Source organism: Alteromonas sp. AWQ4_252 (assembly GCF_056158205.1).
The window spans coordinates 2,654,761-2,677,620 of sequence record NZ_JBSWSV010000001.1 but is presented as its reverse complement, the minus strand read 5'-3'; the positions used below and the strand labels follow the sequence as shown (position 1 = coordinate 2,677,620).

Annotated in this window: 22 protein-coding genes and 5 tRNA genes; 21 read left to right on the top strand and 6 right to left on the bottom strand. The window is 46.0% G+C overall.

The window, feature by feature from the left end:
- Positions 1–4: 4 nt before the first annotated feature.
- Positions 5–1,270: a glutamyl-tRNA reductase gene (hemA, locus tag ACXACM_RS11810; RefSeq protein ID WP_474821919.1), complete on the bottom strand. Its 1,266-nt coding sequence runs from the start codon at positions 1,268–1,270 to the stop codon at positions 5–7.
- 140 nt (positions 1,271–1,410) lie between these two features.
- Here hemA and lolB point away from each other — a divergent pair, with 140 nt between their 5' ends.
- The 9 genes from lolB (at position 1,411) to ACXACM_RS11765 (ending at position 8,823) form a co-directional block, all read left to right on the top strand.
- Positions 1,411–2,016, top strand: coding sequence for a lipoprotein insertase outer membrane protein LolB (gene lolB, locus ACXACM_RS11805; protein WP_474821918.1), 606 nt, complete (start codon positions 1,411–1,413; stop codon positions 2,014–2,016).
- Entirely contained in the window at positions 2,016–2,882 is an 867-nt protein-coding gene (ispE, locus tag ACXACM_RS11800) for a 4-(cytidine 5'-diphospho)-2-C-methyl-D-erythritol kinase (protein WP_474821917.1), read from the top strand. Before lolB ends, ispE begins: the two co-directional genes overlap by 1 nt.
- Positions 2,883–2,886: 4 nt before the next feature.
- Positions 2,887–2,962, top strand: a tRNA-Gln gene (locus ACXACM_RS11795).
- A 31-nt stretch (positions 2,963–2,993) separates the two neighbouring features.
- Positions 2,994–3,941 carry a ribose-phosphate pyrophosphokinase gene (locus ACXACM_RS11790; protein WP_474821916.1) on the top strand — a complete coding sequence of 316 codons (948 nt, stop codon included), beginning with the start codon at positions 2,994–2,996 and terminating at the stop codon, positions 3,939–3,941.
- Between the two features lie 141 nt (positions 3,942–4,082).
- Positions 4,083–4,481: a hypothetical protein gene (locus ACXACM_RS11785; RefSeq protein WP_474821914.1), complete on the top strand. Its 399-nt coding sequence runs from the start codon at positions 4,083–4,085 to the stop codon at positions 4,479–4,481.
- Positions 4,482–4,659: 178 nt separating this feature from the next.
- Positions 4,660–5,289: a 50S ribosomal protein L25/general stress protein Ctc gene (locus ACXACM_RS11780; protein WP_474821912.1), complete on the top strand. Its 630-nt coding sequence runs from the start codon at positions 4,660–4,662 to the stop codon at positions 5,287–5,289.
- Positions 5,290–5,294: 5 nt separating this feature from the next.
- Positions 5,295–5,891: an aminoacyl-tRNA hydrolase gene (gene pth, locus ACXACM_RS11775; RefSeq protein ID WP_474821911.1), complete on the top strand. Its 597-nt coding sequence runs from the start codon at positions 5,295–5,297 to the stop codon at positions 5,889–5,891.
- Between the two features lie 23 nt (positions 5,892–5,914).
- Positions 5,915–7,006 carry a redox-regulated ATPase YchF gene (gene ychF / locus ACXACM_RS11770; RefSeq protein WP_474821910.1) on the top strand — a complete coding sequence of 364 codons (1,092 nt, stop codon included), beginning with the start codon at positions 5,915–5,917 and terminating at the stop codon, positions 7,004–7,006.
- 257 nt (positions 7,007–7,263) lie between these two features.
- A complete protein-coding gene (locus tag ACXACM_RS11765; RefSeq protein ID WP_474821908.1) occupies positions 7,264–8,823 on the top strand; it encodes a sodium:solute symporter family transporter in 1,560 nt (519 codons plus the stop codon).
- A 52-nt stretch (positions 8,824–8,875) separates the two neighbouring features.
- On the opposite strand, the gene ACXACM_RS11760 is transcribed toward ACXACM_RS11765, so the two are convergent.
- Positions 8,876–10,183 (bottom strand): short-chain fatty acid transporter, encoded by a 1,308-nt coding sequence (locus tag ACXACM_RS11760; protein WP_474821907.1) that lies wholly within the window; start codon positions 10,181–10,183, stop codon positions 8,876–8,878.
- A 312-nt stretch (positions 10,184–10,495) separates the two neighbouring features.
- Here ACXACM_RS11760 and ACXACM_RS11755 point away from each other — a divergent pair.
- The 5 genes from ACXACM_RS11755 (at position 10,496) to ACXACM_RS11735 (ending at position 12,457) form a co-directional block, all read left to right on the top strand.
- A tRNA-Met gene (locus ACXACM_RS11755) sits at positions 10,496–10,572 on the top strand.
- A gap of 29 nt (positions 10,573–10,601) precedes the next feature.
- A tRNA-Leu gene (locus tag ACXACM_RS11750) sits at positions 10,602–10,686 on the top strand.
- Positions 10,687–10,690: 4 nt separating this feature from the next.
- Positions 10,691–10,766: transfer RNA gene (locus ACXACM_RS11745), tRNA-Gln, on the top strand.
- Between the two features lie 36 nt (positions 10,767–10,802).
- Positions 10,803–10,878, top strand: a tRNA-Gln gene (locus tag ACXACM_RS11740).
- 175 nt (positions 10,879–11,053) lie between these two features.
- The gene (locus tag ACXACM_RS11735; RefSeq protein ID WP_474821905.1) at positions 11,054–12,457 is read left to right on the top strand and encodes an alanine/glycine:cation symporter family protein; all 1,404 of its coding nucleotides are present in this window, start codon (positions 11,054–11,056) and stop codon (positions 12,455–12,457) included.
- A 46-nt stretch (positions 12,458–12,503) separates the two neighbouring features.
- Here the strand turns inward: ACXACM_RS11735 and ACXACM_RS11730 are convergent, their stop codons facing one another.
- Positions 12,504–13,058, bottom strand: coding sequence for a carboxymuconolactone decarboxylase family protein (locus ACXACM_RS11730; RefSeq protein ID WP_474821904.1), 555 nt, complete (start codon positions 13,056–13,058; stop codon positions 12,504–12,506).
- 144 nt (positions 13,059–13,202) lie between these two features.
- Here ACXACM_RS11730 and ACXACM_RS11725 point away from each other — a divergent pair, with 144 nt between their 5' ends.
- Positions 13,203–13,778 carry a TetR/AcrR family transcriptional regulator gene (locus tag ACXACM_RS11725; RefSeq protein WP_474821902.1) on the top strand — a complete coding sequence of 192 codons (576 nt, stop codon included), beginning with the start codon at positions 13,203–13,205 and terminating at the stop codon, positions 13,776–13,778.
- Between the two features lie 163 nt (positions 13,779–13,941).
- On the opposite strand, the gene ACXACM_RS11720 is transcribed toward ACXACM_RS11725, so the two are convergent.
- Complete coding sequence (locus tag ACXACM_RS11720; protein WP_474821901.1) at positions 13,942–15,114, bottom strand: FAD-dependent monooxygenase; 1,173 nt, start codon at positions 15,112–15,114, stop codon at positions 13,942–13,944.
- Between the two features lie 292 nt (positions 15,115–15,406).
- On the opposite strand from ACXACM_RS11720, the gene miaB reads away from it, so the two are divergent.
- Genes miaB through ACXACM_RS11690 form a run of 6 tightly spaced genes read left to right on the top strand, consistent with a single transcriptional unit; the run spans position 15,407 to position 21,273 of the window.
- Positions 15,407–16,849 (top strand): tRNA (N6-isopentenyl adenosine(37)-C2)-methylthiotransferase MiaB, encoded by a 1,443-nt coding sequence (gene miaB, locus ACXACM_RS11715; protein ID WP_474821900.1) that lies wholly within the window; start codon positions 15,407–15,409, stop codon positions 16,847–16,849.
- 16 nt (positions 16,850–16,865) lie between these two features.
- Complete coding sequence (locus ACXACM_RS11710; RefSeq protein WP_474821898.1) at positions 16,866–17,933, top strand: PhoH family protein; 1,068 nt, start codon at positions 16,866–16,868, stop codon at positions 17,931–17,933.
- A complete protein-coding gene (ybeY, locus tag ACXACM_RS11705; RefSeq protein ID WP_474821897.1) occupies positions 17,930–18,403 on the top strand; it encodes an rRNA maturation RNase YbeY in 474 nt (157 codons plus the stop codon). Before ACXACM_RS11710 ends, ybeY begins: the two co-directional genes overlap by 4 nt.
- 33 nt (positions 18,404–18,436) lie before the next feature.
- On the top strand, positions 18,437–19,294 hold the full coding sequence (gene corC, locus ACXACM_RS11700; RefSeq protein WP_474821895.1) for a CNNM family magnesium/cobalt transport protein CorC: 858 nt from the start codon (positions 18,437–18,439) through the stop codon (positions 19,292–19,294).
- Positions 19,295–19,298: 4 nt separating this feature from the next.
- Positions 19,299–20,825, top strand: coding sequence for an apolipoprotein N-acyltransferase (lnt, locus tag ACXACM_RS11695; protein ID WP_474821894.1), 1,527 nt, complete (start codon positions 19,299–19,301; stop codon positions 20,823–20,825).
- Between the two features lies 1 nt (position 20,826).
- Positions 20,827–21,273: an Hsp20 family protein gene (locus tag ACXACM_RS11690; protein WP_474821892.1), complete on the top strand. Its 447-nt coding sequence runs from the start codon at positions 20,827–20,829 to the stop codon at positions 21,271–21,273.
- Between the two features lie 16 nt (positions 21,274–21,289).
- On the opposite strand, the gene ACXACM_RS11685 is transcribed toward ACXACM_RS11690, so the two are convergent.
- Both ACXACM_RS11685 and greA read right to left on the bottom strand, forming a co-directional pair.
- Positions 21,290–22,288 (bottom strand): alpha/beta hydrolase, encoded by a 999-nt coding sequence (locus ACXACM_RS11685; RefSeq protein ID WP_474821891.1) that lies wholly within the window; start codon positions 22,286–22,288, stop codon positions 21,290–21,292.
- A gap of 94 nt (positions 22,289–22,382) precedes the next feature.
- Positions 22,383–22,859, bottom strand: coding sequence for a transcription elongation factor GreA (greA, locus tag ACXACM_RS11680; protein ID WP_474821890.1), 477 nt, complete (start codon positions 22,857–22,859; stop codon positions 22,383–22,385).
- Between the last annotated feature and the right edge of the window lies 1 nt (position 22,860).

The window sequence follows — 22,860 nt, the reverse complement described above, 5'->3', positions numbered from 1 at the left end:
ACCTTTATTTTTCTTGCTTTTGAGAGGCAAGATCCATTGCATCACCCAACCATTGGGTCAGTGCAACGTCATTTTTTTGTGCAGCTTTCCGCAACATTCGAGTGGGACCATGCATTAATGCATTAGTCAGCTTATAAGAAAGCTCTTCCAGAACATCTTCAGCACTGCGCCCATCTGCCAGTTGATTCATAGCTTTAGCGACAAGTTCGTCGCGAGACTGCATACCTTTTTGACGGTACTGGCGAACCAGGTCAATTGACTGCTGAGACTGTTTCCAACTGGCAAACTGACTAACTTGCTCTGCAATGATTTGTTCAGCTTCCTGGGCTGCGACTTCCCGTGAAGCGAGATTCTGCTCAACAATATGCTGCAAATCATCAACGGTATATAAATAAGCGTCACTCAGTTCATTTACCTGTGACTCAATATCACGGGGAACAGCAAGGTCGACCAAAAACATTGGCATATTGCGACGCTGCTTTAAGGCTTTTTCAACCATACCCTTACCAATTAAGGGCAATTGACTGGCCGTGGAGCTAATAACTATATCAAAGTCTTTCAAATGCTCTGGCAATTGGGAGAGGGTGAGTACATCAGCCTTCAACGTCTGTGCAAGTGCCTCTGCTCGTGCCACGGTTCTATTCGCCACAGCGAGGCGTTTAACACCCTGCTCTTTCAGATGCTGAGCAACCAACTCAATTGTCTCGCCGGCTCCAACCAGCAGCACCGAACGCTTTGGCAGAGCACTGAAAATATGTTTAGCCAGTTGCACAGCCGCGAAAGCAACAGACACTGCGTTAGCGCCAATCTCAGTTTCCGTGCGCACTTTTTTCGCAACAGAAAAGGTGTGCTGAAACAAACGCTCAAACTCGGAACCCACAGTTCCTGAATGCTTAGCGTCACTAAATGCTTGTTTTACCTGCCCCAAAATTTGCGGCTCGCCTAAAATGAGTGAATCCAGTCCGCTCGCCACTCTCATTACGTGTCGAACCGCTTCATCCTGTTGATGCAGATAGCTGTTTTGTTCGATATCTTCTATAGGAACATTGTGAAATTCGGCTAACCAGGTAAAAAGCGACTGTACCTCTTCCCTGCCGTTAATATAAATCTCGGTGCGATTACACGTCGAGACAATGACAGATTCCTCTACTCCAGCCCGCTCTTTTAAAGACGCCAGTGCACCCACCAGAGAGTCTGGCGTAAAAGCAACCTTTTCGCGTAGTGCAACAGGGGCTGTTTTGTGGTTAATTCCGAGGGCAGTAAAGGTCATTCAATTTCAAGCTGGCATCGTCGGAGCGGCATTGTACGAAAAAGCCAAAATGATTGAAAGTATTCCTGAAACTGTGTTCACATAAGTCTGAGTAAAATATCCTTCATCAGGCCGCTGTTTTAAACCGGGAATGCTAAATTATGAATTACAGGGTTTTGTTATCCTTTCTTATCGCGTTAGGGTTAAGTGCTTGCACCATCACCCCTGACGGCCCGCAAACCGCGGTTAACCTGCCATTGCAATTAGAAAAGCTCAAGGATGTGTCCCATTGGCAAATTCGTGGGAAAATGGCAATTAGAAAAAATCGTGAAGCCATTAGCGCCAATTTAAATTGGAAAACCGATGGCGCCGATTTTGATTTTAGATTAACAAACGTGTTGGGGGTAACCCTGGCCCATATGTCTTATCGCGATGGCCTCGCTACGCTTGAAGCTGATGGGGATACCCATACACACACTAACCCGTCAGTACTCATCTATAGTGTGACCAACTGGAATATTCCTATAGACAAATTACAAAATTGGATAAAAGGTCTGCCCCTTCAACAAGACGACTACCGTTTAAACGACAATCAACTACTTCTTTCACTTAGTCCGGGTTGTTCAGCTTGTGGTTTTTGGCAAGTCAATTACGGCCAATATGGTAACATTGATGGCGTGTGGCTCCCTCATCAGTTAACGCTGACACAGCCGCAACATAGCGATACGCTTATAAAAATTAAGATTAATCAGTGGACAATCAGGTAATGATTAAACAAGAGTGGTGGCCAAGCCCCGCTAAACTTAACTTATTTCTTCATATTCTGGGCCGTTATGATAATGGCTATCACCAGTTGCAAACCCTTTTTCAGCTTTTGGATATTGGCGATGAACTCGCCTTTGAGATAAATGATTCAGGAAAAGTTTCTCTTTCTTCCCCTTTAGCCGGGGTAAAAAACGAAGACAACCTGATCGTAAAAGCGGCATTGCTGTTACAGCGTCACACAAATACAACGAAAGGGGCGACTATTTCGTTAAACAAGCAACTACCTATGGGCGGAGGTATCGGTGGAGGTTCATCGAATGCAGCAACAACCCTGGTAGCGCTTAATACACTGTGGCGCTGCGGGCTTGACACACAGACGCTGGCACAGCTCGGGCTATCGTTAGGTGCTGATGTTCCGGTCTTCGTTAATGGCAAGACAGGTTTCGCTGGCGGCGTCGGTGAAAGTATTTCTGCCGTCGAATTGCCAGAAAAATGGTATGCGGTTGTCAATCCAGGTATACACGTGAGTACTGCCGATATCTTTAAAGAATCGGCGTTACCCCGGAATTCACCTGCTATAGCGTGGGAAGACTACGCTTTTGACAAAACCCGCAACGACTGCCAAGCAATTGTGTGTAAAAGGCATCCTGAAGTTGCAAATTTATTACAGTGGTTGGTACACTACGCACCGTCGCGGATGACGGGCACAGGTGCCTGCGTATTTGCCATGTTTAACGATGAAGCTTCAGCCCAGCGGGTAGTAAACAATTTGCCCGAAAAATGGTGCGGTTTTGTCGCCAAAAGTGTAAATACGTCGCCCTTACAAGAAAAGCTAGAACGCGTGAACGAAGCATCGGACATGAACTAAATTTTGGGGTATAGCCAAGTTGGTAAGGCAGCGGGTTTTGATCCCGCCATTCGTTGGTTCGAGTCCAGCTACCCCAGCCACCACTACTATCAATGCACTGAGGAACCACTTGTGCCAGATATGAAGCTCTTTGCAGGCAATGCCGTCCCCGAACTTGCCCATAAGGTTGCCGAACGCCTTTATACCAAATTAGGTAACGCCAGTGTTGGTCGCTTTAGCGACGGAGAAATCAGCGTAGAAATTCATGAAAACGTCCGTGGCTCGGACGTTTTTATTATCCAGTCTACCTGTGCTCCCACCAACGACAACCTGATGGAACTGATTGTAATGATCGACGCGCTTCGCCGCGCTTCCGCAGGACGAATTACTGCTGTTATTCCCTATTTTGGCTATGCAAGACAAGATCGTCGCGTTCGCTCAGCCCGGGTACCGATAACTGCCCGTGTTGTGGCCGATTTCCTATCTAACGTTGGCGTAGACCGCGTTCTGACTATAGACTTGCACGCTGAACAGATTCAGGGCTTCTTTGATGTACCTGTTGATAATGCGTTCGGAACACCTATCCTTTTGGCAGATATGGTACGACGGGACTTCGCTGACCCGATTGTTGTATCACCGGATATCGGCGGTGTAGTTAGGGCGAGAGCCACAGCTAAGTTGCTCAACGATGCCGATCTCGCCATCATCGATAAGCGGCGTCCAAAGGCTAACGTATCTCAGGTGATGAATATCATCGGTGATGTTACCGATCGCGACTGCATCATTGTTGATGACATGATAGATACCGGCGGTACCCTGGCTAAAGCCGCAGAAGCACTTAAAAATCACGGTGCTCGCAACGTTTATGCGTATGCAACTCACGCCATTTTCTCTGGCAACGCGCCGAAGAACCTCAAAGAGTCAGTGATTGATGAAATTATCGTCACTGACAGTATTCCACTGTCGAAAGACATGCAAGCCATCGGTAAGGTAAAACAACTGACCTTATCTGAGATGCTGGCAGAAACCATTCGTCGTATTAGTAACGAAGAATCCATTTCGGCCATGTTCGAGTACTAAGCCAGTTAAACACGCCCGTAGCAACAATGTTGCGGGTGTGTCTTGTGTTCACTTTCTGCGAGCGATCTTCTACTTTATTCATTGTTCACTCAGGCTTTTACCGGCACAATACGGTTTTACAACATAATTTCCTGGTGCAACATGAAACACTTTTCGTTGGCAATATTTGCCCTGTTCGCCCTTTCTCTATCGGGTTGCTCAGAGTCTGCAGACTCTGCCCCTGCATCTACAAATGACACCACACAACACTCCCCCCAGACCGAGAATAACCCAATGACTACAATGACAATTTCTGGAAAGCTGGTATATCAGCAACACGAAGGTGGTTTTCTAGGGTTTATTGCAGACAATGGCGAAAAATATACCCTTCGAGGTATCGACAAAGCTTATCGTAAAAATGGCATGACCTTAACTCTGTCAGGAGCAGTGCGAAACGACATTATGACTACCAGACAATTTGGTAGTGTATTTGAGGTTAAAGACGTACTGGCGTCTGACAGTAGCCATGTAGTAGAAAAACCTGGCGAAAGTGAGATGTAATGGCCTTCTGAGGCTTTTTATTAGCAAATCTGAATTGTATATCGCCACGCTCAGTGGTAGAATTCGCCGCCCTTTTATTTCGGGGCCGGCTAATAGCGTATTGGTATTCGCCGTGTCGCGTGAATTTTGGTCGCAAAAATTCACAAAAATAAACTTATAATCAATTGGAGACATATTAATGTCTGAAGCAATTTTTAACCTGGATGCGGTTATCCGTACTGACCTGGGGAAAGGTGCGAGCCGCCGCCTTCGTCATCAAGATAAAGTGCCTGCCATCCTGTACGGTGGTGAAGAAGCACCAGTAGCATTGACCCTTGATCACAACAAAGTGAACAACGCTGCTGATTTCGAAGCGTTCTACTCTCACGTTCTGACTCTGAACATTGACGGTCAGCCAGTAGAAGCGCTTGTAAAAGACATGCAACGCCACCCTTACAAGCCTAAGATCACTCACATCGATTTCCAACGCGTTATCGCTGGTGAAGAACTGCACACAAGTGTACCTCTGCACTTCATTAACGAAGAGAAATCTGAAGCAATCAAAGCTGGCGGTATCGCAGAACACCACGTAAACGAGATTGAAATCACTTGTCTGCCTAAAGACCTGCCTGAGTTCATCGAAGTTGACATGGCAGCTGTTGAAATGGATTCAACTGTTCACTTGTCAGATCTTACGCTACCAGCAGGTGTTTCATCTGTTGAATTGGCGAAAGGTGATGAAGCACACAACTTAGCGGTAGTAACTGTTAAGCCTGCGCCTAAAGCACCTGAAGCTGAAGAAGGCGAAGAAGACGCAGCTGAGGAATAATCAGCTTGTCATCAGATATTCGTCTGATTGTGGGCCTGGGAAATCCGGGCCCAGAATACGAAAGCACTCGTCACAACGCTGGCGCTTGGTTCTTAAATGAGCTGGCGGCGCGATACAACACTTCTCTCAAACCCGAAAGTAGGTTCTTTGGTCTCACCGGCCGTATCACTATAGGCACTCAAGATATTCGTTTGCTGTACCCCACCACCTTTATGAATAAAAGTGGGCAAGCGGTTGCTGCGTTAGCCAATTTCTATCGCATTCCAGTAGAGAATATCTTGGTTGCTTTTGACGAGCTTGACCTCCCCCCAGGCATAGCTAAGTATAAAGTGGGTGGAAGTTCCAGTCAGAATGGCATCCGCGACATTGTCGCTAAGATGGGAAATAACAAAGATTTCTTGCGATTGCGCATTGGCATCGGTCATCCCGGCCACAAAAGCAGGGTTACCGGCCATGTGTTAGGCAAACCACCGGAAAATGAGAAGCACGCTATTGAAGATGCAATAGATGAAGCCGTTCGGTGTACCGAAATTTTAATTAAAAACGATTTAAAGCAAGCCCAGAACAGACTGCATAGCTTTAAAGCTGACGTTCAGGGCTAATTAACTTTACAAGGGTTCAGCACATGGGTTTTAAATGTGGCATCGTTGGTTTGCCAAATGTGGGTAAATCTACCCTGTTCAACGCACTCACCAAAGCCGGAATTGAAGCGGCTAACTTCCCGTTTTGTACTATTGAGCCAAACACAGGCGTAGTACCAGTACCAGATTTGCGTCTCGACAAGCTGGCTGAAATCGTCAATCCTCAGCGGGTTATTCCTACAACAATGGAATTCGTGGATATTGCAGGTTTGGTTGAGGGTGCTTCAAAAGGCGAAGGTCTTGGCAACAAATTCCTCGCAAATATACGGGAAACCGATGCTATAGGGCATGTTGTCCGTTGTTTTGAAAATGACAATATTGTGCATGTTGCCGGTAAAGTAAGTCCGAAAGACGATATCGACGTGATCAACACTGAGTTGGCACTGTCTGATTTAGAGACCACGGAAAAAGCCATTCACCGCGTAGCTAAACGCGCCAAAGGTGGTGACGCAGATGCCAAGTACGAATTAAAAGTACTTGAAAAAATCAAGCCCCACTTAGATGAAGGTAACTTGCTGCGCTCTTTGGAACTGACCAAAGAAGAAATGGCGGCTATCAGTTATATGAACATGTTGACGTTAAAACCCACCATGTATATTGCTAACGTGAACGATGACGGATTTGAAAACAACCCGTATTTGGATCAGGTTAAAGCTATTGCTGCAGGTGAAAATGCCGTTGTTGTTGCCGTATGCGCAGAAATTGAAGCTGAAATAGCGGAATTGGAAGATGATGAGCGGGCAGAGTTCATGGAAGACATGGGCCTTGAAGAGCCCGGTCTTAACCGTGTAATTCGCGCAGGTTACAACTTGCTGACCTTGCAAACCTACTTTACCGCTGGTGTTAAGGAAGTTCGGGCCTGGACATTCCCGGAAGGCTCAACCGCACCGCAGGCAGCAGGTAAGATCCACACTGACTTTGAAAAAGGCTTTATTCGTGCTGAAATAGTGGGTTATGACCATTTCGTTGAATTTGGTGGTGAACAAGGCGCAAAAGATGCCGGTAAGTGGCGTCTGGAAGGTAAAGACTACATCGTTAAAGACGGTGACGTGATCCACTTCCGCTTTAATGTATAAGTAAACCTCAATGTTTTTTAAACACCGCCATTCGGCGGTGTTTTTGTTTTCAGCGCTAATCACCAGCTTCAGTAGGTTGAACGTATCTCAATACAGACTTTGGACGTAAACCAAGCCTCCGCCAAACTAGCTCACTCATCACCGCTTATTTCTGACATTTAATGTGATATGGTTAAAACAGAACCAATATTCTATTTTATTCATATCAAGCTCTATCTATTTAACGCTCACAGCGGAAGTAAATTCGGGAGAAAGGAATGACGTGGCTGGACTATTCCATTGTAGCTATTTATTTATTGGGTTTGTTAGCTTTGGGTCTGAGGTTTCGTCATCAGCACTCCAGCCAGGAGTATTTTCTTGGCGGTCGCTCTCTGGCATGGCCAACTTTGTCGTTATCAGTAATGGCCACACAGCTTTCCGCAATAAGTTTCATATCCGCGCCAGCATTTGTGGGGTTACGGGAAGGCGGAGGACTTATATGGCTCAGTTATGAGTTAGCCTTGCCTCTGGCGGTTATTATTATGCTCTGGCGCCTGCTCCCCACGTTGCACAATGCCAGCATAGTAAGTGTATACGATTATCTTGAACAACGTTTCTCCCGCTCCACACGTTTATTGATTAGTGCCGTTTTTCAGATAAGCAGGTCGTTTGCAACTGCCATCATGATTTACGCTATCAGTTTGATTTTACAGGGCACCATGGGTCTGAATCAGTTTCATGCCATTTTAGTTATTGGGGTCATCACACTTATTTATTCCGCCATGGGTGGCATGAAAGCGGTAGTCTATGGTGATGCAATACAAATGATCCTGATTATCGTTGGTGCCGCACTGTGTCTCTGGGCCGGACTGGATGCAGTCGGGGGTTGGGATAAAGTATTAGAAATCGTTCCTGAAAGCCGCTTACAAGCGGCGAACACTGAAACAATGGGCTTGCACGGAAGTGATTTTGGCTTACTTCCTATGCTGTTTGGCGGATTAATTTTATATGCTTCTTATTACGGGTGCGACCAATCAGAAGCGCAGCGAGCGCTCTCCAGTCATAGCGTTAGCGACTTAAAAAAGATGATGCTGACCGTGGCATTTGTGCGTTTCCCCGTCACTATACTTTACTGTGCTGCGGGTTTGGTTATTGGTGCTCTGGTCTTTTCAACACCTGACTTGCGACAGCAAATACCTGCAGGTGAACCAGACTGGATGATGCCCGTTTTTATTATCAATTACCTGCCTCCCGGTATCGTAGGTATTCTGGTGGTTGCCATTTTAGCTGCTGCCATGTCATCACTTAGTTCAGCAATAAACAGTCTTTCCGCTGTAACTACCGAAGACATCTGCCGAATTACTAACAAGAAGCCGGACAACAAAACTTATTTAATTCGCGCCCGAATTGCCGGCATTATTTGGGGGCTTATTACAATTACGCTCTCCCTTTATGCTGGCAATATCGCGCCTACTGTAATAGAGGCCATCAATAAAATAGGCTCCGTTTTTTACGGCCCGGTATTGGCGACATTTCTAGCCGGTATTCACAGCCGAAAAGTATCGCCTGTAGCAGCAAACGCGGGTTTACTTGCCGGTGTTACAGTGAATGTATTCCTATGGCTGAGTGACAATGAACTGTTCTGGTTTTGGTGGAATGTAATTGGTTTTGTTACGACAATAACTATCGCTGTGCTGCTATCGCGCCTGATGCCAAACGATTCGGCCCATAAATTACCTTCAGTCAGAGGGATCAGCTATCGCGCAGCCGCCCTGCTTGCGTTATGGTCTGGCATACTGGTAGTGATAGTAATTTATTTAGCAGACTGGCTGGCCTAGTGTGCTCATTGGTGTTGCGCCAAGGCCACAGCAAGACCAACCATTACCAGGTTCAAACCGAGTACAATACCAGGCCTATGATCAGGCCGGTTATGATTAATTGAACCACGCAAAAGCCCATGATGTCCTTAGCCTTCAAGCCAGCGATAGCAAGTACCGGCAGGGCCCAAAATGGCTGAATGAGGTTTGTCCACGCATCTCCCCAGGCGACGCCCATTGCCACTCTATTTACATCAGCCCCTAATTCCAGGGCCGCAGGCAATACAACCGGCGCCTGTACAGCCCACTGCCCGCCTCCGGAAGGTACAAAAATATTCACAATACCCGCACTGATGAAACTCCACACCGGTAATGAGTCAGCACTTGCAAAACTCACCAGCCACTGGGACAGGCTTTGGGCTAAACCGGACTCCACCATAACAGCCATAATACCCGCATAGAATGGAAATTGGATGATTATCCCTGCGCCACCTTTTACTGCCTGCTGTAGGCTGTGTAGCAACGCACGAGGTGTACCGTGTAGCACAACAGCTAAAAACAAAAACAGTCCGTTGACGATATTGAGATTAAGCGTGCCACCATTGAAAAAGTACATAGCCAGGTAGCCCAAACCAGACAAACCAATAAGCTGTGCAAGAACCACACTGTTTTCCAGCTTATCTGCTGGCCGATATTCTTCGACGTCGGGTAATGAGGCGTCTTCCAATTTGGAGGCAGGCACAATTACACTCTCTTCCCGCGTGGGAAGCATTAATCGATTGGCAAGGGGAACACTAATAAATAAAATTGCCACCAGAGCAAGATTAAAGTTAGCAAAAATGGTTTCAGAGGTAGCAATTACACCGATTTGCTCCGCCGTAAAGTGACCAGGGGTCGCAATGGTGAGCGGCACTGACCCGGCTAATCCACCATGCCATACCACAAACCCAGAATAGGCACTGGCGACTAACAGACGATAATCCACCTCAACGTTTCTCGCTAATGCTTTGGCAAAAAGTGCACCGACGACCAAGCCAAACCCCCAGTTTAACCAACTGGCAACCAATGATACGACTGATACCAAAACGATGGCTTTAGGTGCGCTGCCAGCCCAGCCAGCCAACTTTTCCAACGCGCTTTTGATCACAGGCGTACTGGCAAGCATATACCCTGAAACCAGCACTAACAGCATTTGCATAGAGAAGGTCAATAAGCCCCACAAACCGCTCCCCCATTGTTCTAAAACCTGCGTAGGTGATTGCCCTTCTATGGCGACAGCTGCAGCAAAGACAACAACAGTGAGTAGCAATACGAATATGTAAGGATCAGGCAAGTAACGATCCACAGCCTTAACAAATGGAGATGCTATTTTGCTAAGCATTTTTTATCTATCCCTCTACTGAAAATGCGCATCTGTGTATGCACATTAACGAAACCCAAATGACATTTTCGCTTAAAGAAATCAATTTAAGCCGAATCCTGACATTAAGTTCAACTAATTATCGAGTGTAAACTACTCATAAATATTGAATCTCAAGGTAACATATTGTTCTCTTTTTCGTCATTCTGCTGTCATAACAAGCAATTCAGTACACATTGTAAGCACTTAAAAAAAGTTAGTAAAAAAGGGGTTGACGGTAGGGAGTCATATACGCATAATACGCGCCACTTCCTGAGAGGGAAAAGAAAAAGAGGCTACGTAGCTCAGTTGGTTAGAGCACATCACTCATAATGATGGGGTCGCAAGTTCGAATCTCGCCGTAGCCACCATCTCTTCTTTATCAGGTATGTCTAGCTGCGCGGGAGTGGTGGAATTGGTAGACACGCTGGATTTAGGTTCCAGTGCTTCACGGCGTGAGAGTTCAAGTCTCTCCTTCCGCACCATTATTGGGGTATAGCCAAGTTGGTAAGGCAGCGGGTTTTGATCCCGCCATCCGTTGGTTCGAGTCCAGCTACCCCAGCCATTTTCTCAAAATAATTGCGATTTCGCGGTTATCACTTGGGGTATAGCCAAGTTGGTAAGGCAGCGGGTTTTGATCCCGCCATCCGTTGGTTCGAGTCCAGCTACCCCAGCCATATTTGAAAAGCCAGTCTCAGACTGGCTTTTTTTATTTATTCACAACACAAATCCATTCAGTTTATCTTAATAAATATTCAGCTTGCGCCGTCAAGAGTCTTTTACCCGGGCACTTATCTGATACTATACATTTTATCGCTTTTATAATAATTCAAAAAGTTAGAAGGAAATATTGTGATTAACGATATCGTATCGGCCGTAAATAATGTGCTGTGGGGAGACGGTCAGGTCCTTATCGTCATGTTACTGGGGTGTGGATTTTGGTTCACCTGGAAACTGGGTGCTGTTCAACTTAGACATTTTGGCCATATGTTTACGTTGATGAAGGGAAGCACATCCTCGACCAAAGAAGGTATTAGCTCCTTTCAAGCCCTGTGCACCAGTTTATCAGCGCGGGTAGGCACGGGAAATCTGGCAGGCGTTGCCGTTGCTATTTCATTGGGCGGAGCAGGTGCTATTTTCTGGATGTGGGTTATCGCGATTCTGGGCATGGCAACCGGCTTCGCTGAAAGTGTGCTTGGGCAATTATACAAAGTGAAAGACGACCACGGTGAATATCGCGGTGGTCCGGCTTACTATATCAAACAGGGGTTAAATAAAACCTGGCTTGCCATTGCCTTTTCCCTGTGTCTCTTTTTTGGCTATGGTTTTGTGTTCAGCGCTGTACAAGCGAATACCATTACCGACGCGCTGAATAATGCCTATGACTTCCCTCCCCTCTATATTGGTATCGCTATTATTTCTCTGGCGGCGCTGATTGTGGTTGGTGGGCTGCGGGGCATTGCACGGTTCGCAGAGTGGATAGTGCCTTTTATGGCCATTGGTTATGTTATTGCTGCCTTGCTCATCATGGCCATCAATATTACAGAGTTACCAGCTGTTTTACTGAGCATCATTAAGTCTGCTTTCGGCCTGGAAGAAGCTGGCGCAGGTATGTTAGGCGCTGCCATTAAAAATGGTATTCAACGAGGTTTGTATTCAAATGAAGCCGGCTCAGGTAGTGTGCCGCACGCAGCTGCCAGCGCCGCGCCCCAGCCTAATCATCCGGTTTCACAAGGTTACATTCAGATGCTGGGAGTGTTCGTTGATACCATGATCCTGTGTACTGCTACCGCCTTTATTATCTTGTTGGCTGGCGGTGAAGCCACAGGTCAAATGGAAGGGATCGGAATGACACAGGCGGCCATGAATAAACACATAGGCAGCGGAGGAACAAACTTCGTTTCCGTCGCTATATGTCTTTTTTCATTTACGTCAGTCGTGGCCAACTACGCCTATGGTGAAAGTAACTTACACATGTTCAAACTCGATAATAAAGTCGGTCGACTTATCTATACCATAGGTTATCTGGGCATGATTTTATGGGGTTCTGTGGCTGCGTTACCTACCGTTTGGGCCATGGCAGATATGACTCTTGGGTTAATGTCGGTAATTAACATAATTGCGATTGTGTGGATGACCCCAACCATTGTGTCTATTAGCAAAGATTATTTTATGAAATTAAAAACTGGCAAAGATATGGAATATAAGTCCGGAGACTGCGAGATCCAGGGAGAAACAGAAAAAGGAATTTGGTAACTGTAGCGGAGTGACCTGCCCGGTCACTCCAACTCAATATTGCAGCTTACTTGCTTGGCGACCATTCAAATTTAGCAAATGGCGCATCTACTGGTGTTTCGGCCAGGTGATTGGTGTAATTACTCATGACTTTTTGTGCCAGGATCAAAATGATATCCAACACATGACGGGATGTATAACCAGCATCAGAAAACGCCTTTTGAGCATCATCGTCGAAATGACCTCTGTTGCGGGTTAGCGACAACACGGCATTTTTCAATGCATTGAGTTTAGGATCAGACAGCGTCTCACCGTTTCTCAATTCCTCGATTAGTTTATCGTCTGCTTTCATGCTTTTGGCAATGGCTGTGTGAGCCGGAACACAGTAATGACACTCGTGTTCAACATTAACGGTTTGCCATACTACGGTTAATTCGTTGGCATCAAATGCCGTCTTCTGTGCCAGTTCATGAAGCACCTGATAACCTTCCAGCAATTGTGGAGATTCCGCCATAACGGCGTGCAGGTTTGGGATCATACCAAACGCTTTTTCTGAATTGTCCAAAAGCGGTTTAGCATCTTCTGGGGCGGTATCTTTGGTATGTAAAGTAAATGTTGTCATGACTTCTCCTATTGGAAGTAGAGTTTGCAAAGGACATTGGCACTTGTCGTTTCTGACCATAATTAATACAATAAGGCCACTTGAACGTGTGTTCAACCCAAAATTGAACATTCGTTCAAGAAATATGAAATAAGGTATATCAAAATGAAATATACAGACGAGATTGTTGTGGATAGGGCAACAAGCCTGTTTTGGCAAAAAGGTTATTCTTCAGTGGGTATGCGGGAACTCCAGCAGGCCCTTGATATGCGGCCGGGAAGCATTTACCACCGTTTTAATAGTAAGGAAGGACTATTTAAACGTGTTATCGAACATTATGTAGCAATGAGTGAAGCGCAACTTATTGATATTGCAAATCTTGAAGCTCCGCTCACTGAACTTCGCGGCTACTTCATAGAAACACTGACGAAGCCTGAACAAATGCAATATCAAAGGCAGTGTCTGCTGGTGAAAACCATTGCTGACATTGACAATGTCAACGATGACGTTCAACAGGCAATAACGAAAGGAATGAATGCACTTAGAAATGCTTTTGAACAGGTGCTAAAAAAAGCGCAGGCTACAGAGGCGCTAAGTGAAGATTGTGATACCAAACAACAATCTGTCTGGTTACAGTGTCAATTCGTTGGACTACGAACCTTTGCATTACTCAATAACGACACTAATCTTATTACCATGCTGGTAGATAAAACCATGGCCGATCTTTGCAGGGCTGATTAACCCTGCATCATCATTCTGATTAGCTGAATAACAAGCGAAATCATAATTAGCGGCCAAATCCAGCGGCTTATTTTTCCCGCGGTTTGTGGACTGATACGCATTTTGGACCGCTCAATTAACGGCACTATTATAATTAGCGCCAAAAACAGTACGCCCAGTAAAATCAGTACTTCCATTCATTCATCCCCATGGCATATTTCAACACCTGATGCTTAACCGGGCCTGCCATATCAGCGCCCTTTAACATCGCGTTTCTCAACCATTTAAGTGGGGCTATTCTATTACTAAACAAGAGGTAGAACCCATCCATAGCAGACATCATTATGCCGTTATCTCTTTTTCTGGGGCTCTCATAAGATTCACGAAGGCACTCGTAGAAATCAGCACTCTCAGGTCGACAAGACGCAGTCACAGCCAACAATGTAGATACGTCTTTAAACCCTAGGTTTACTCCCTGCCCTGCTAATGGATTAATCGTATGTGCTGCATCGCCGACAAGAATAATACCGGGCTGAACGTAGCAACTGGCATGTGCCCGAGTCAGTATAAATGCTGCTTTGTCTATGACCTCAAAATCGAACGACAGGGATGGAAATTCGTCTTCAATGATCTGTTTAAGAGCAGCAGGTTTTGACTGTTTCAATGCGCTAATTTTCTCGGCACTGTCGTACCAAATCAGCGATGCATAGTTTTCATACATCGGCAATAATGCGCGAGGGCCAGATGGTGCAAACTCTTGCCAGGTTCTTGGGGCACAAGGCGCAGCGCATTTAATCGTGATACCTAATGCTTGTTGTGCATATTGCCAGCCGTTTGTGCCGATGTCAGCCAAAGTTCTAACCTGACTTCTGGCACCATCAGCACCGATGAGATAACGACATGTTAGTTTTTCACCGTTGCTTAAAGTAATTGAAACACTGCTCTCATCCCATAGATATGACGACAATGTGGCATCAGTTATCCAGTCAATATGCGTCTCAGCCAAGGCATCATGACACCCAAGCTGCAGTAACCGGTTTTCCACAAAATAACCCAGTAACGGCTCGCTAATATCTCTTGCGCGAAATTCCGTTGCCATGCCAGGGGTTTCCCAGACAGCGAGTTCACTGTATTCCCGAAGTCGGGTTTTATTTATATGCATCCATGCGCCCAAAGTTTCCAACAACTGTTGTGATGTGAGGCTTATGGCTGAAACCCGTAAATCAGGAGGCTGGTCTGGAGAGAATGGCGCGGGTAACACACTTTCGATTATCGCCACGCGATAACCCTGTTGCACTAAGCCCAGTGCCAGTGACGCGCCAACCATACCACCACCATTAATACAAAAATCGTACATAACCCCTCCTGTAAAGAACCGTCATTATGACGCAAACTACTGATAACTACCATGAAGCCAGTGTTAATCGCTCCTCATAGATCTGACTGAAATGAAAAGCACCGACAATCAGCCAAAGTGTTTTTACTAATCACTGGGAAAATTGCGTTACAGCAGGTAAAATACGCGGCTATTTTGAACATTCCCGGCGGTTTAAAGGTGCAACTGATTCGCAATCGGAGTCAGCAAGCCTCTTCCTAAAAGGTAGGAAACACAACTTAATGATGCCGGTTACCTGAAACGTGACGTGAAAATGACCAAAAAGCTGTTTATTAAAACCTGGGGTTGCCAAATGAACGAGTACGACTCGGAAAAAATGGCAGACCTTCTCGATTCGACCCACGGTTATTCGCTTGCGCAGGAAGCAGAAGACGCGGACGTGATATTATTGAATACGTGCTCGATCCGCGAAAAAGCACAGGAAAAAGTGTTTCATCAACTGGGCCGTTGGAAAAACCTTAAACAAAATAAACCAGAACTTATTATTGGCGTAGGTGGCTGCGTAGCTTCTCAGGAAGGCGATCATATTCGTCAGCGCGCTCCGTTTGTCGACTTGATTTTTGGTCCGCAAACGCTGCACCGCTTGCCGGAGATGATCAATCAGTTGCAAGGTGGTGCCAAGTCGGTTGTAGATGTAAGTTTCCCGGAAATTGAGAAGTTTGACCGTCTACCTGAGCCGCGGGCTGAAGGTCCCACTGCGTTTGTTTCCATTATGGAAGGCTGTTCTAAATACTGCACGTTCTGCGTTGTACCCTATACACGCGGTGAAGAAGTAAGCCGTCCATTAGACGACGTCATCTTAGAGATTGCCCAACTGGCGGAGCAAGGTGTAAGGGAAGTAAATTTACTGGGTCAGAACGTCAATGCCTATCGCGGTGAACATCACGACGGCACGATTTGCCGGTTTGCTGAGTTACTTGAACTCGTTGCTGCCATAGACGGTATCGACCGCATTCGATATACCACATCTCACCCGGTTGAGTTCACCGATGACATAATCGCGGCATACGAAAACGTACCAGAGCTGGTGAATCACCTACATTTACCCGTGCAAAGTGGTTCCGATCGTATTTTGAACATGATGAAACGCGGCCATACAGCGTTGGAATACAAATCAAAAATTCGCAAATTGAGAAAGGTAAGACCTGATATTTGTATGTCTTCGGATTTTATTATCGGTTATCCCGGGGAAACCGATGCTGATTTTGAAGCGACAATGGATCTGATTCAGGCAGTAGACTACGATTTAAGCTTCAGCTTTATCTACAGTGCACGCCCTGGCACGCCGGCCGCAGATGCTGTGGACGATGTCAGTGAAGACGCTAAAAAGCAGCGACTTTACTTATTGCAACAACGTATCAATCAGCAAGCCCTGCGCATTGCACGCAACATGCTGGGTACAGAGCAGCGTATTTTGGTGGAAGGGCCGTCGAAGAAAAATCCTATGGAGCTATCCGGCCGTACTGAAAACAACCGGGTTGTGAATTTTGAAGGGACTCCGGATATGATTGGAGAATTTGTCGATGTGACCATCACAGATGTATTCTCCAACTCACTTCGTGGTGACGTAGTACGTAGAGAAAAAGACATGGGCTTGCGTGTAGCAATTTCGCCCCAATCTATCACAGCAAAGCATCAGGAAACCTTGCCTGATGTACTAGGCGTGGGCCAATTTGACCCATCACTATCAGCATAGCGAGGAATATTACAACTTGAGTACTCTGGTAAGCAACGAAGTTATTTTAGAACCTGCAGACAATAAACGTTTATCCAGCCTTTGCGGGCCGTTTGATGACAACATCAAGCAAATTGAGCGCCGCTTAGGGGTTGAAATAAGTTACCGGAACAACGCCTTTAAGGTGCTCGGTGATGCCTTGCAGGCCAATGGCGCCATTGAGCTACTCAAGTTGTTGTATATCGAAACTCAGCCGGTCAAAGGAGTGGTGCAACAACTTGAACCGGACCAGGTTCACCTGGCTATTCAGGAAGCTCGCTGCCTGGAAAAATCTGATTCCCCCTCTTACGGCAAAGAGGTGAACATTCGAACCAAACGGGGCGTTATCAAACCGCGAAACCCAAATCAGGCACAGTACGTGGCGAATGTTATCAATCACGATATCACCTTTGGGATTGGGCCCGCCGGAACCGGTAAAACCTATCTTGCTGTAGCATGTGCCGTTGATGCACTTGAGCGCCAGGAAGTACGTCGTATCTTACTTACTCGCCCAGCTGTAGAAGCGGGAGAGAAGCTCGGCTTTCTGCCTGGCGATTTATCGCAAAAAGTCGACCCTTATCTGCGCCCTCTTTACGACGCTCTGTTTGAAATGCTTGGCTTCGAAAAAGTGGAAAAACTTATGGAGCGCAACGTTATCGAAGTTGCACCTCTGGCATATATGCGTGGTCGCACGCTGAATGACGCATTCATTATTTTGGACGAAAGTCAGAACACTACCACCGAACAAATGAAGATGTTTCTCACCCGCATCGGTTTTAATTCAAAAGCCGTGATCACCGGTGATATTACGCAGGTTGATTTACCCAGGGGTGTGCGCTCAGGTTTGAGAAACTCTATCGAAGTACTGGAAAATGTGTCGGACATTTCGTTTAACTTTTTTAAAGCAGAAGATGTGGTACGTCACCCGGTTGTCGCTCGGATTGTTCAGGCATATGAAAAGTTTGATAGCGAACAAGAAAAAGTGCGCATAGCCAAACGCGCTGCAGCAGAGCGTGAAAAAGCAGGTGAGTCGCCTTCAGACAAGGGAGACAACTCCCCGTCATGACCGCCTTGGTTGACATTCAGGTAGCAGAAGATTTATCCACTAATCTGGCTACCTCCCTCCCCTCTGCACCAGAAGTTGAAGACTGGGCAAATACAGTATTGCAACATCTGGGCGAAGAGGATAAAGAGTTTACGGTGCGATTTGTAGACAACGACGAATCGCAACATTTAAACGCCACATACCGGCAAAAAAACAAACCGACGAATGTGTTGTCGTTTCCCTTTGAATGCCCGCCAGGTGTAACCATCAACTTATTGGGTGATTTGGTTGTGTGTGTACCGGTGATTTTGCGAGAAGCAGACGAACAAAATAAGCTAGCGCAACATCATTTTGCCCATATGATTATTCACGGCTTGCTACACTTATTTGGCTATGATCACATTGAAGATCAAGATGCAAAAGAGATGGAATCACTAGAAATACACATTTTGGCACAATTAGGCATTGACGACCCGTATCAAGAGCTTTAACTTTTAACAGACAGAGAACAAATAAGACCCACTATGAGCGAAGATAACCCTCACTCTACCAACGGTTCGACGAGCAAAGGTTGGTTAGATAAATTAAGACTGACATTTTCCGGCGAACCGAGAAGCAAAGAAGATCTGGTAGAGGTCATCACTGAAGCCGAACAACGGGAGCTGATAGACCCTCAAACCAGAGAGATGATTGAAGGTGTTATTGGCGTTAATGAAATGCGCGTTCGGGATATTATGATCCCCAGGACGCAAATGACCACCATTGATATTGAACAAAACGTCGAAGAATTTTTGCCTAAAATTCTCGATACCGCACATTCTCGTTTCCCGGTGATCAGCGAAGACAAAGATCATATCGAAGGCATATTACTGGCAAAAGATCTCCTCGGTTACGCCTTTTCCACAGAAAAAACCTTTCAATTGAAAGATGTTATTCGCCCGGCTGTCATTGTGCCCGAGAGTAAACGTGTGGATGTGTTACTCAAAGAGTTCCGTCAGCAACGCTACCACATGGCTATCGTAGTTGATGAATACGGTGGTGTATCAGGGCTTGTCACCATCGAGGATATTCTCGAGCTAATTGTGGGTGAAATTGAAGATGAGTATGATATTGACGAAGACGGCACCGACGATATTAAGCCGTTGAACAAATCCACGTTTACAGTGAAAGCCCTGACCGCCGTGGACGATTTCAACGACTTTTTCAAGACTTCATTCAGTGAAGAGGAAGCCGACACTATTGGTGGCATTGTGCTCAAAGCATTTGGACATATGCCAGAAACCAATGACGAAATTGAAATCAATAATATTCATTTCAAGATAACTAACTCAGACAAGCGCAGGCTTGTTCAGTTAAAGGTCACTGTTCCTTCCATGGAGTAACGCTTTGAAAGCCTGGCTCACTTATTTACTGGCGCTACTTAGTGGCGCCAGTCTTACATTTGCCTACGCCCCTTTCTCAATCTGGCCTGTTACTTTCTTTGCCATGGCAATAGCTATCAGGCAGTTGAACATGTCTTCCCGCCCATTTCTCACCGCCTGGCTATTTGGTTTGGGCTGGTTTGGCGCAGGGATCAGTTGGGTACATGTCAGTATTGCCGATTTTGGCGGCTTGCCTATCGTATTCTCAGTGCTGCTAATGATGTTGTTATGTGGTTATTTAGCACTTTATCCCGCCATTGCCATGTGGTTGGCTAAACGGTGTTTTCACGCTAAGTACTGGCCTCTTGCACTGCCTTTTATCTGGGTCGTGACAGAGTGGTGTAGAAGCTGGATGCTATCAGGTTTTCCATGGTTGTCTGTGGGATACTCCCAAACTGATAGCTGGCTGGCTGGTTGGATGCCGGTTATTGGAGAGACCGGTGTCACCGCATTAATCATTTCTCTGGCCGCTTCGTTAGCCCTTGTAAAGCATTATAAACACCTCATTTATCCATTAGTGCTGGTCGCGATTTGTTTTATTTCTGGTTTCCTTCTCAAGCAAGTACATTGGGTCACTAAAGATAAGTCCTACAACGTCGCCATGGTGCAGGGAAATATTGCACAATCATTGCGATGGGTGCCGGAGCAGGATGCGCCCACCATGGAAAAATATCGCATGCTAACTGCTCCGCTATGGCAAAACGATTTAATTATCTGGCCGGAAGCTGCAGTACCCAAGCTTGAACTGATGGCCACTGCCTACCTGGCTGAACTGGATAATAAAGCGTTTGAAACCGACACTGGCTTTATTACCGGAATTGTTAATTACAACTGGGAATCTGAAGAAGCCTGGAACAACCTTTTAGTTTTAGGCAAAACGACTCCCGACGCCCACAGTGCTCAATACCACTACTTCCACAACAATCGCTACGCGAAGCACCATTTACTACCGATAGGCGAGTTTGTTCCCTTTGAAGATTTCTTGCGACCCCTTGCCCCCCTATTTGATTTACCCATGTCGTCTTTCTCCAGGGGAGATTATGAACAATCAAATCTCATCGCCAATGGGATCCGCCTAGCACCAGCAATTTGCTTTGAAATTGCTTTCCCAAGGCAGGTTGCTGCTAATGTTCACAACAATACAGATATGATTATAACCGTAAGCAATGATGCGTGGTTTGGTCGTTCACACGGGCCAGCACAACACCTTGAAATTGCCCGGGTGAGAGCGATTGAATTTGGCCGACCGGTATTAAGGGCCACAAATAATGGTATTACGGCATTTATTAATGAAAAAGGTGACGTAGAAGCAGTCTTACCCCAATTTGAAGCTGGCAGCATTAGCTCGTCGGTACAAGCACAACGGGGTATCACACCCTATAATTATTTTGGCGATTTGCTAGTATGGGCGATCAGTGCGTTAGGGTTTGTACTGGCACTGTTCTTATCCCGTAACCGCACTACGCCAATACAGCAACAAGAGAGCCATTGACATGCCTACCATTGATCTGACACCGCTCTATCGCTCGTTTATCGGCTCTGACCACCTTGCCGCGCTGGTAGAAGCCGCTAATCGTGCAGAAAAACAGAGTAGCTATCCGCCTTACAATATCGAAATCATTGATGAATTTACGTACCGCATCACTATGGCTGTGGCAGGATTTTGTCAGGATGATATCGCGGTTGAAATTATGGATAACACACTGAAGATTAGCGGCAAAAAAGCCGCTACCAACAGTGAAAGAAAGTTTTTGCACAAAGGCATATCTGAGCGTAATTTTGAACGGAAATTTCAATTGGGCGATAACGTAAAAGTACTTGCTGCCGATATGGATATTGGTTTATTGCATATCGATTTAAAGCGCATTATTCCGGAAACGAAAAAAGCGCGCAAAATTGAAATCGGCAAACCCGCACTAGATCATCATAAAGACAGCTAGTTTTGTTTAGCATGAGTTAATGGCGAGCAGCAGTGTACTGGACCTGCCCAGCCATCGCTGCGTTTGCCAACCATTTTATGAACACCTGATGTTCAGTATCGCTCACGCCAATCACTGACATATGCGACTCCTTGTCGTTTACCACTCTGGTAACGTTAGGGAGCAACCACTTGTCTTGCAAACGGATATTACTGACCAGGTCTTTATCTGAACCGTAGGACAATACAGGCACTGACAGTGCTTCTAAATCTTTAAACATATCTGTTTCATCAACAGACAAACCTGCACGACGTAGCGCAAGTCTCGCACCAGCCCGAATAGAATCATCAGGCACAAGCTTACTTAATCGTGGCTTAAAAGTATGTGCCACACCGACTGTGGCACGATCAAACCTGTCCATTGGCGCTAATAAGATAAGACCTGAGATCATATCCAGCTTTCTGGCGGTTTTTACTGCGGCTAACGCGCCCATGGAGTGGCCAACCAGGTAAACAGGCTCATCGGCGAATGAAATTTTTGAATCAATAAATTCAGCCAGAAGTTCAGCATCTTTTACGCCAAAGCCCAAAGGTGCAGATGACTCGCCCTGCCCCATCATATCTGGCTCAATGACTCTGAAACCTAACGCCTGGAAATAAAACCCCGTGGCCATCCAGCTTTCCTTTTTGGCGCCGTAACCATGAAGTAACACGACAGTGCCTGAAAAAGCGCCTATCACACTATCGTCGATGGTAACTTCTTTCAGAAAGCTAAATTGGTTGCCGAAGTCCCGAGAAACGGAAAAGGATTTACTTGGCAAGCTTTGTGTCTTTGCTGCACCCTCGCGATAAGGGATGCACAATTCCTGTTTACCACTACACCACGATTTACTGACTACCCCCCACTGACTATACATTTCATCAAGGGTGGCTTGCTCATAATGAATAAGCTGTGCTGGAGATTCAATTCTATCGGCGACCATCCGTGAGCAGCCGCTGACTAAAATCAGGACTAAAAAAATAAAGAGTTGCTTCACTGGAAGGTACCGCTCTATTACATATTTGCCCTTCACTGGGCGAGATTAAACATACCCGAAGAGCAGGCGCTCTTCGGAACCAAGGTACAACAGATTAGATGTACTCAACTTCGATGATTTCAAACTCAACCGTTCCGGCAGGTGTCTGAATATTTACAACATCGTCTAATTCTTTACCAATCAAACCACGGGCAATGGGTGAATTCACAGAAATCAGGTTGTTTTTGATATCGGCTTCATCGTCACCTACTATGCGATAGGTGGTTTCTGCATCGGTTTCAAGGTTCATAATGGTAACTGTAGTACCAAAAATCACCTTACCGTTATTATCCATTTTGGTAACATCGATAATTTGCGCATTCGACAGCTTACCTTCGATATCCTGAATTCTGCCTTCGCAAAAGCTCTGCTCTTCACGGGCAGCATGGTACTCGGCATTCTCTTTTAAATCTCCGTGTTCCCGTGCTTCCGCAATAGAAGCAATGATCCGAGGGCGAACAACGGTTTTTAATTCGTTCAATTCTTTGCGCAATAACTCTGCGCCACGAGCGGTCATTGGATACTGACTCATG

Bases quoted from the DNA above. Each gene is read 5' to 3' on its own strand.
- corC (WP_474821895.1), top strand. From the start codon at position 18,437: ATGAGCGAAGATAACCCTCACTCTACCAACGGTTCGACGAGCAAAGGT.
- ispE (WP_474821917.1), top strand. From the start codon at position 2,016: ATGATTAAACAAGAGTGGTGGCCAAGCCCCGCTAAACTTAACTTATTT.
- ACXACM_RS11780 (WP_474821912.1), top strand. From the start codon at position 4,660: ATGTCTGAAGCAATTTTTAACCTGGATGCGGTTATCCGTACTGACCTG.
- ACXACM_RS11725 (WP_474821902.1), top strand. From the start codon at position 13,203: ATGAAATATACAGACGAGATTGTTGTGGATAGGGCAACAAGCCTGTTT.
- ACXACM_RS11760 (WP_474821907.1), bottom strand. From the start codon at position 10,183: ATGCTTAGCAAAATAGCATCTCCATTTGTTAAGGCTGTGGATCGTTAC.
- ACXACM_RS11730 (WP_474821904.1), bottom strand. From the start codon at position 13,058: ATGACAACATTTACTTTACATACCAAAGATACCGCCCCAGAAGATGCT.
- hemA (WP_474821919.1), bottom strand. From the start codon at position 1,270: ATGACCTTTACTGCCCTCGGAATTAACCACAAAACAGCCCCTGTTGCA.
- ACXACM_RS11720 (WP_474821901.1), bottom strand. From the start codon at position 15,114: ATGTACGATTTTTGTATTAATGGTGGTGGTATGGTTGGCGCGTCACTG.
- miaB (WP_474821900.1), top strand. From the start codon at position 15,407: ATGACCAAAAAGCTGTTTATTAAAACCTGGGGTTGCCAAATGAACGAG.
- lolB (WP_474821918.1), top strand. From the start codon at position 1,411: ATGAATTACAGGGTTTTGTTATCCTTTCTTATCGCGTTAGGGTTAAGT.
- ACXACM_RS11690 (WP_474821892.1), top strand. From the start codon at position 20,827: ATGCCTACCATTGATCTGACACCGCTCTATCGCTCGTTTATCGGCTCT.
- ACXACM_RS11765 (WP_474821908.1), top strand. From the start codon at position 7,264: ATGACGTGGCTGGACTATTCCATTGTAGCTATTTATTTATTGGGTTTG.
- greA (WP_474821890.1), bottom strand. From the start codon at position 22,859: ATGAGTCAGTATCCAATGACCGCTCGTGGCGCAGAGTTATTGCGCAAA.
- ychF (WP_474821910.1), top strand. From the start codon at position 5,915: ATGGGTTTTAAATGTGGCATCGTTGGTTTGCCAAATGTGGGTAAATCT.
- ybeY (WP_474821897.1), top strand. From the start codon at position 17,930: ATGACCGCCTTGGTTGACATTCAGGTAGCAGAAGATTTATCCACTAAT.
- ACXACM_RS11785 (WP_474821914.1), top strand. From the start codon at position 4,083: ATGAAACACTTTTCGTTGGCAATATTTGCCCTGTTCGCCCTTTCTCTA.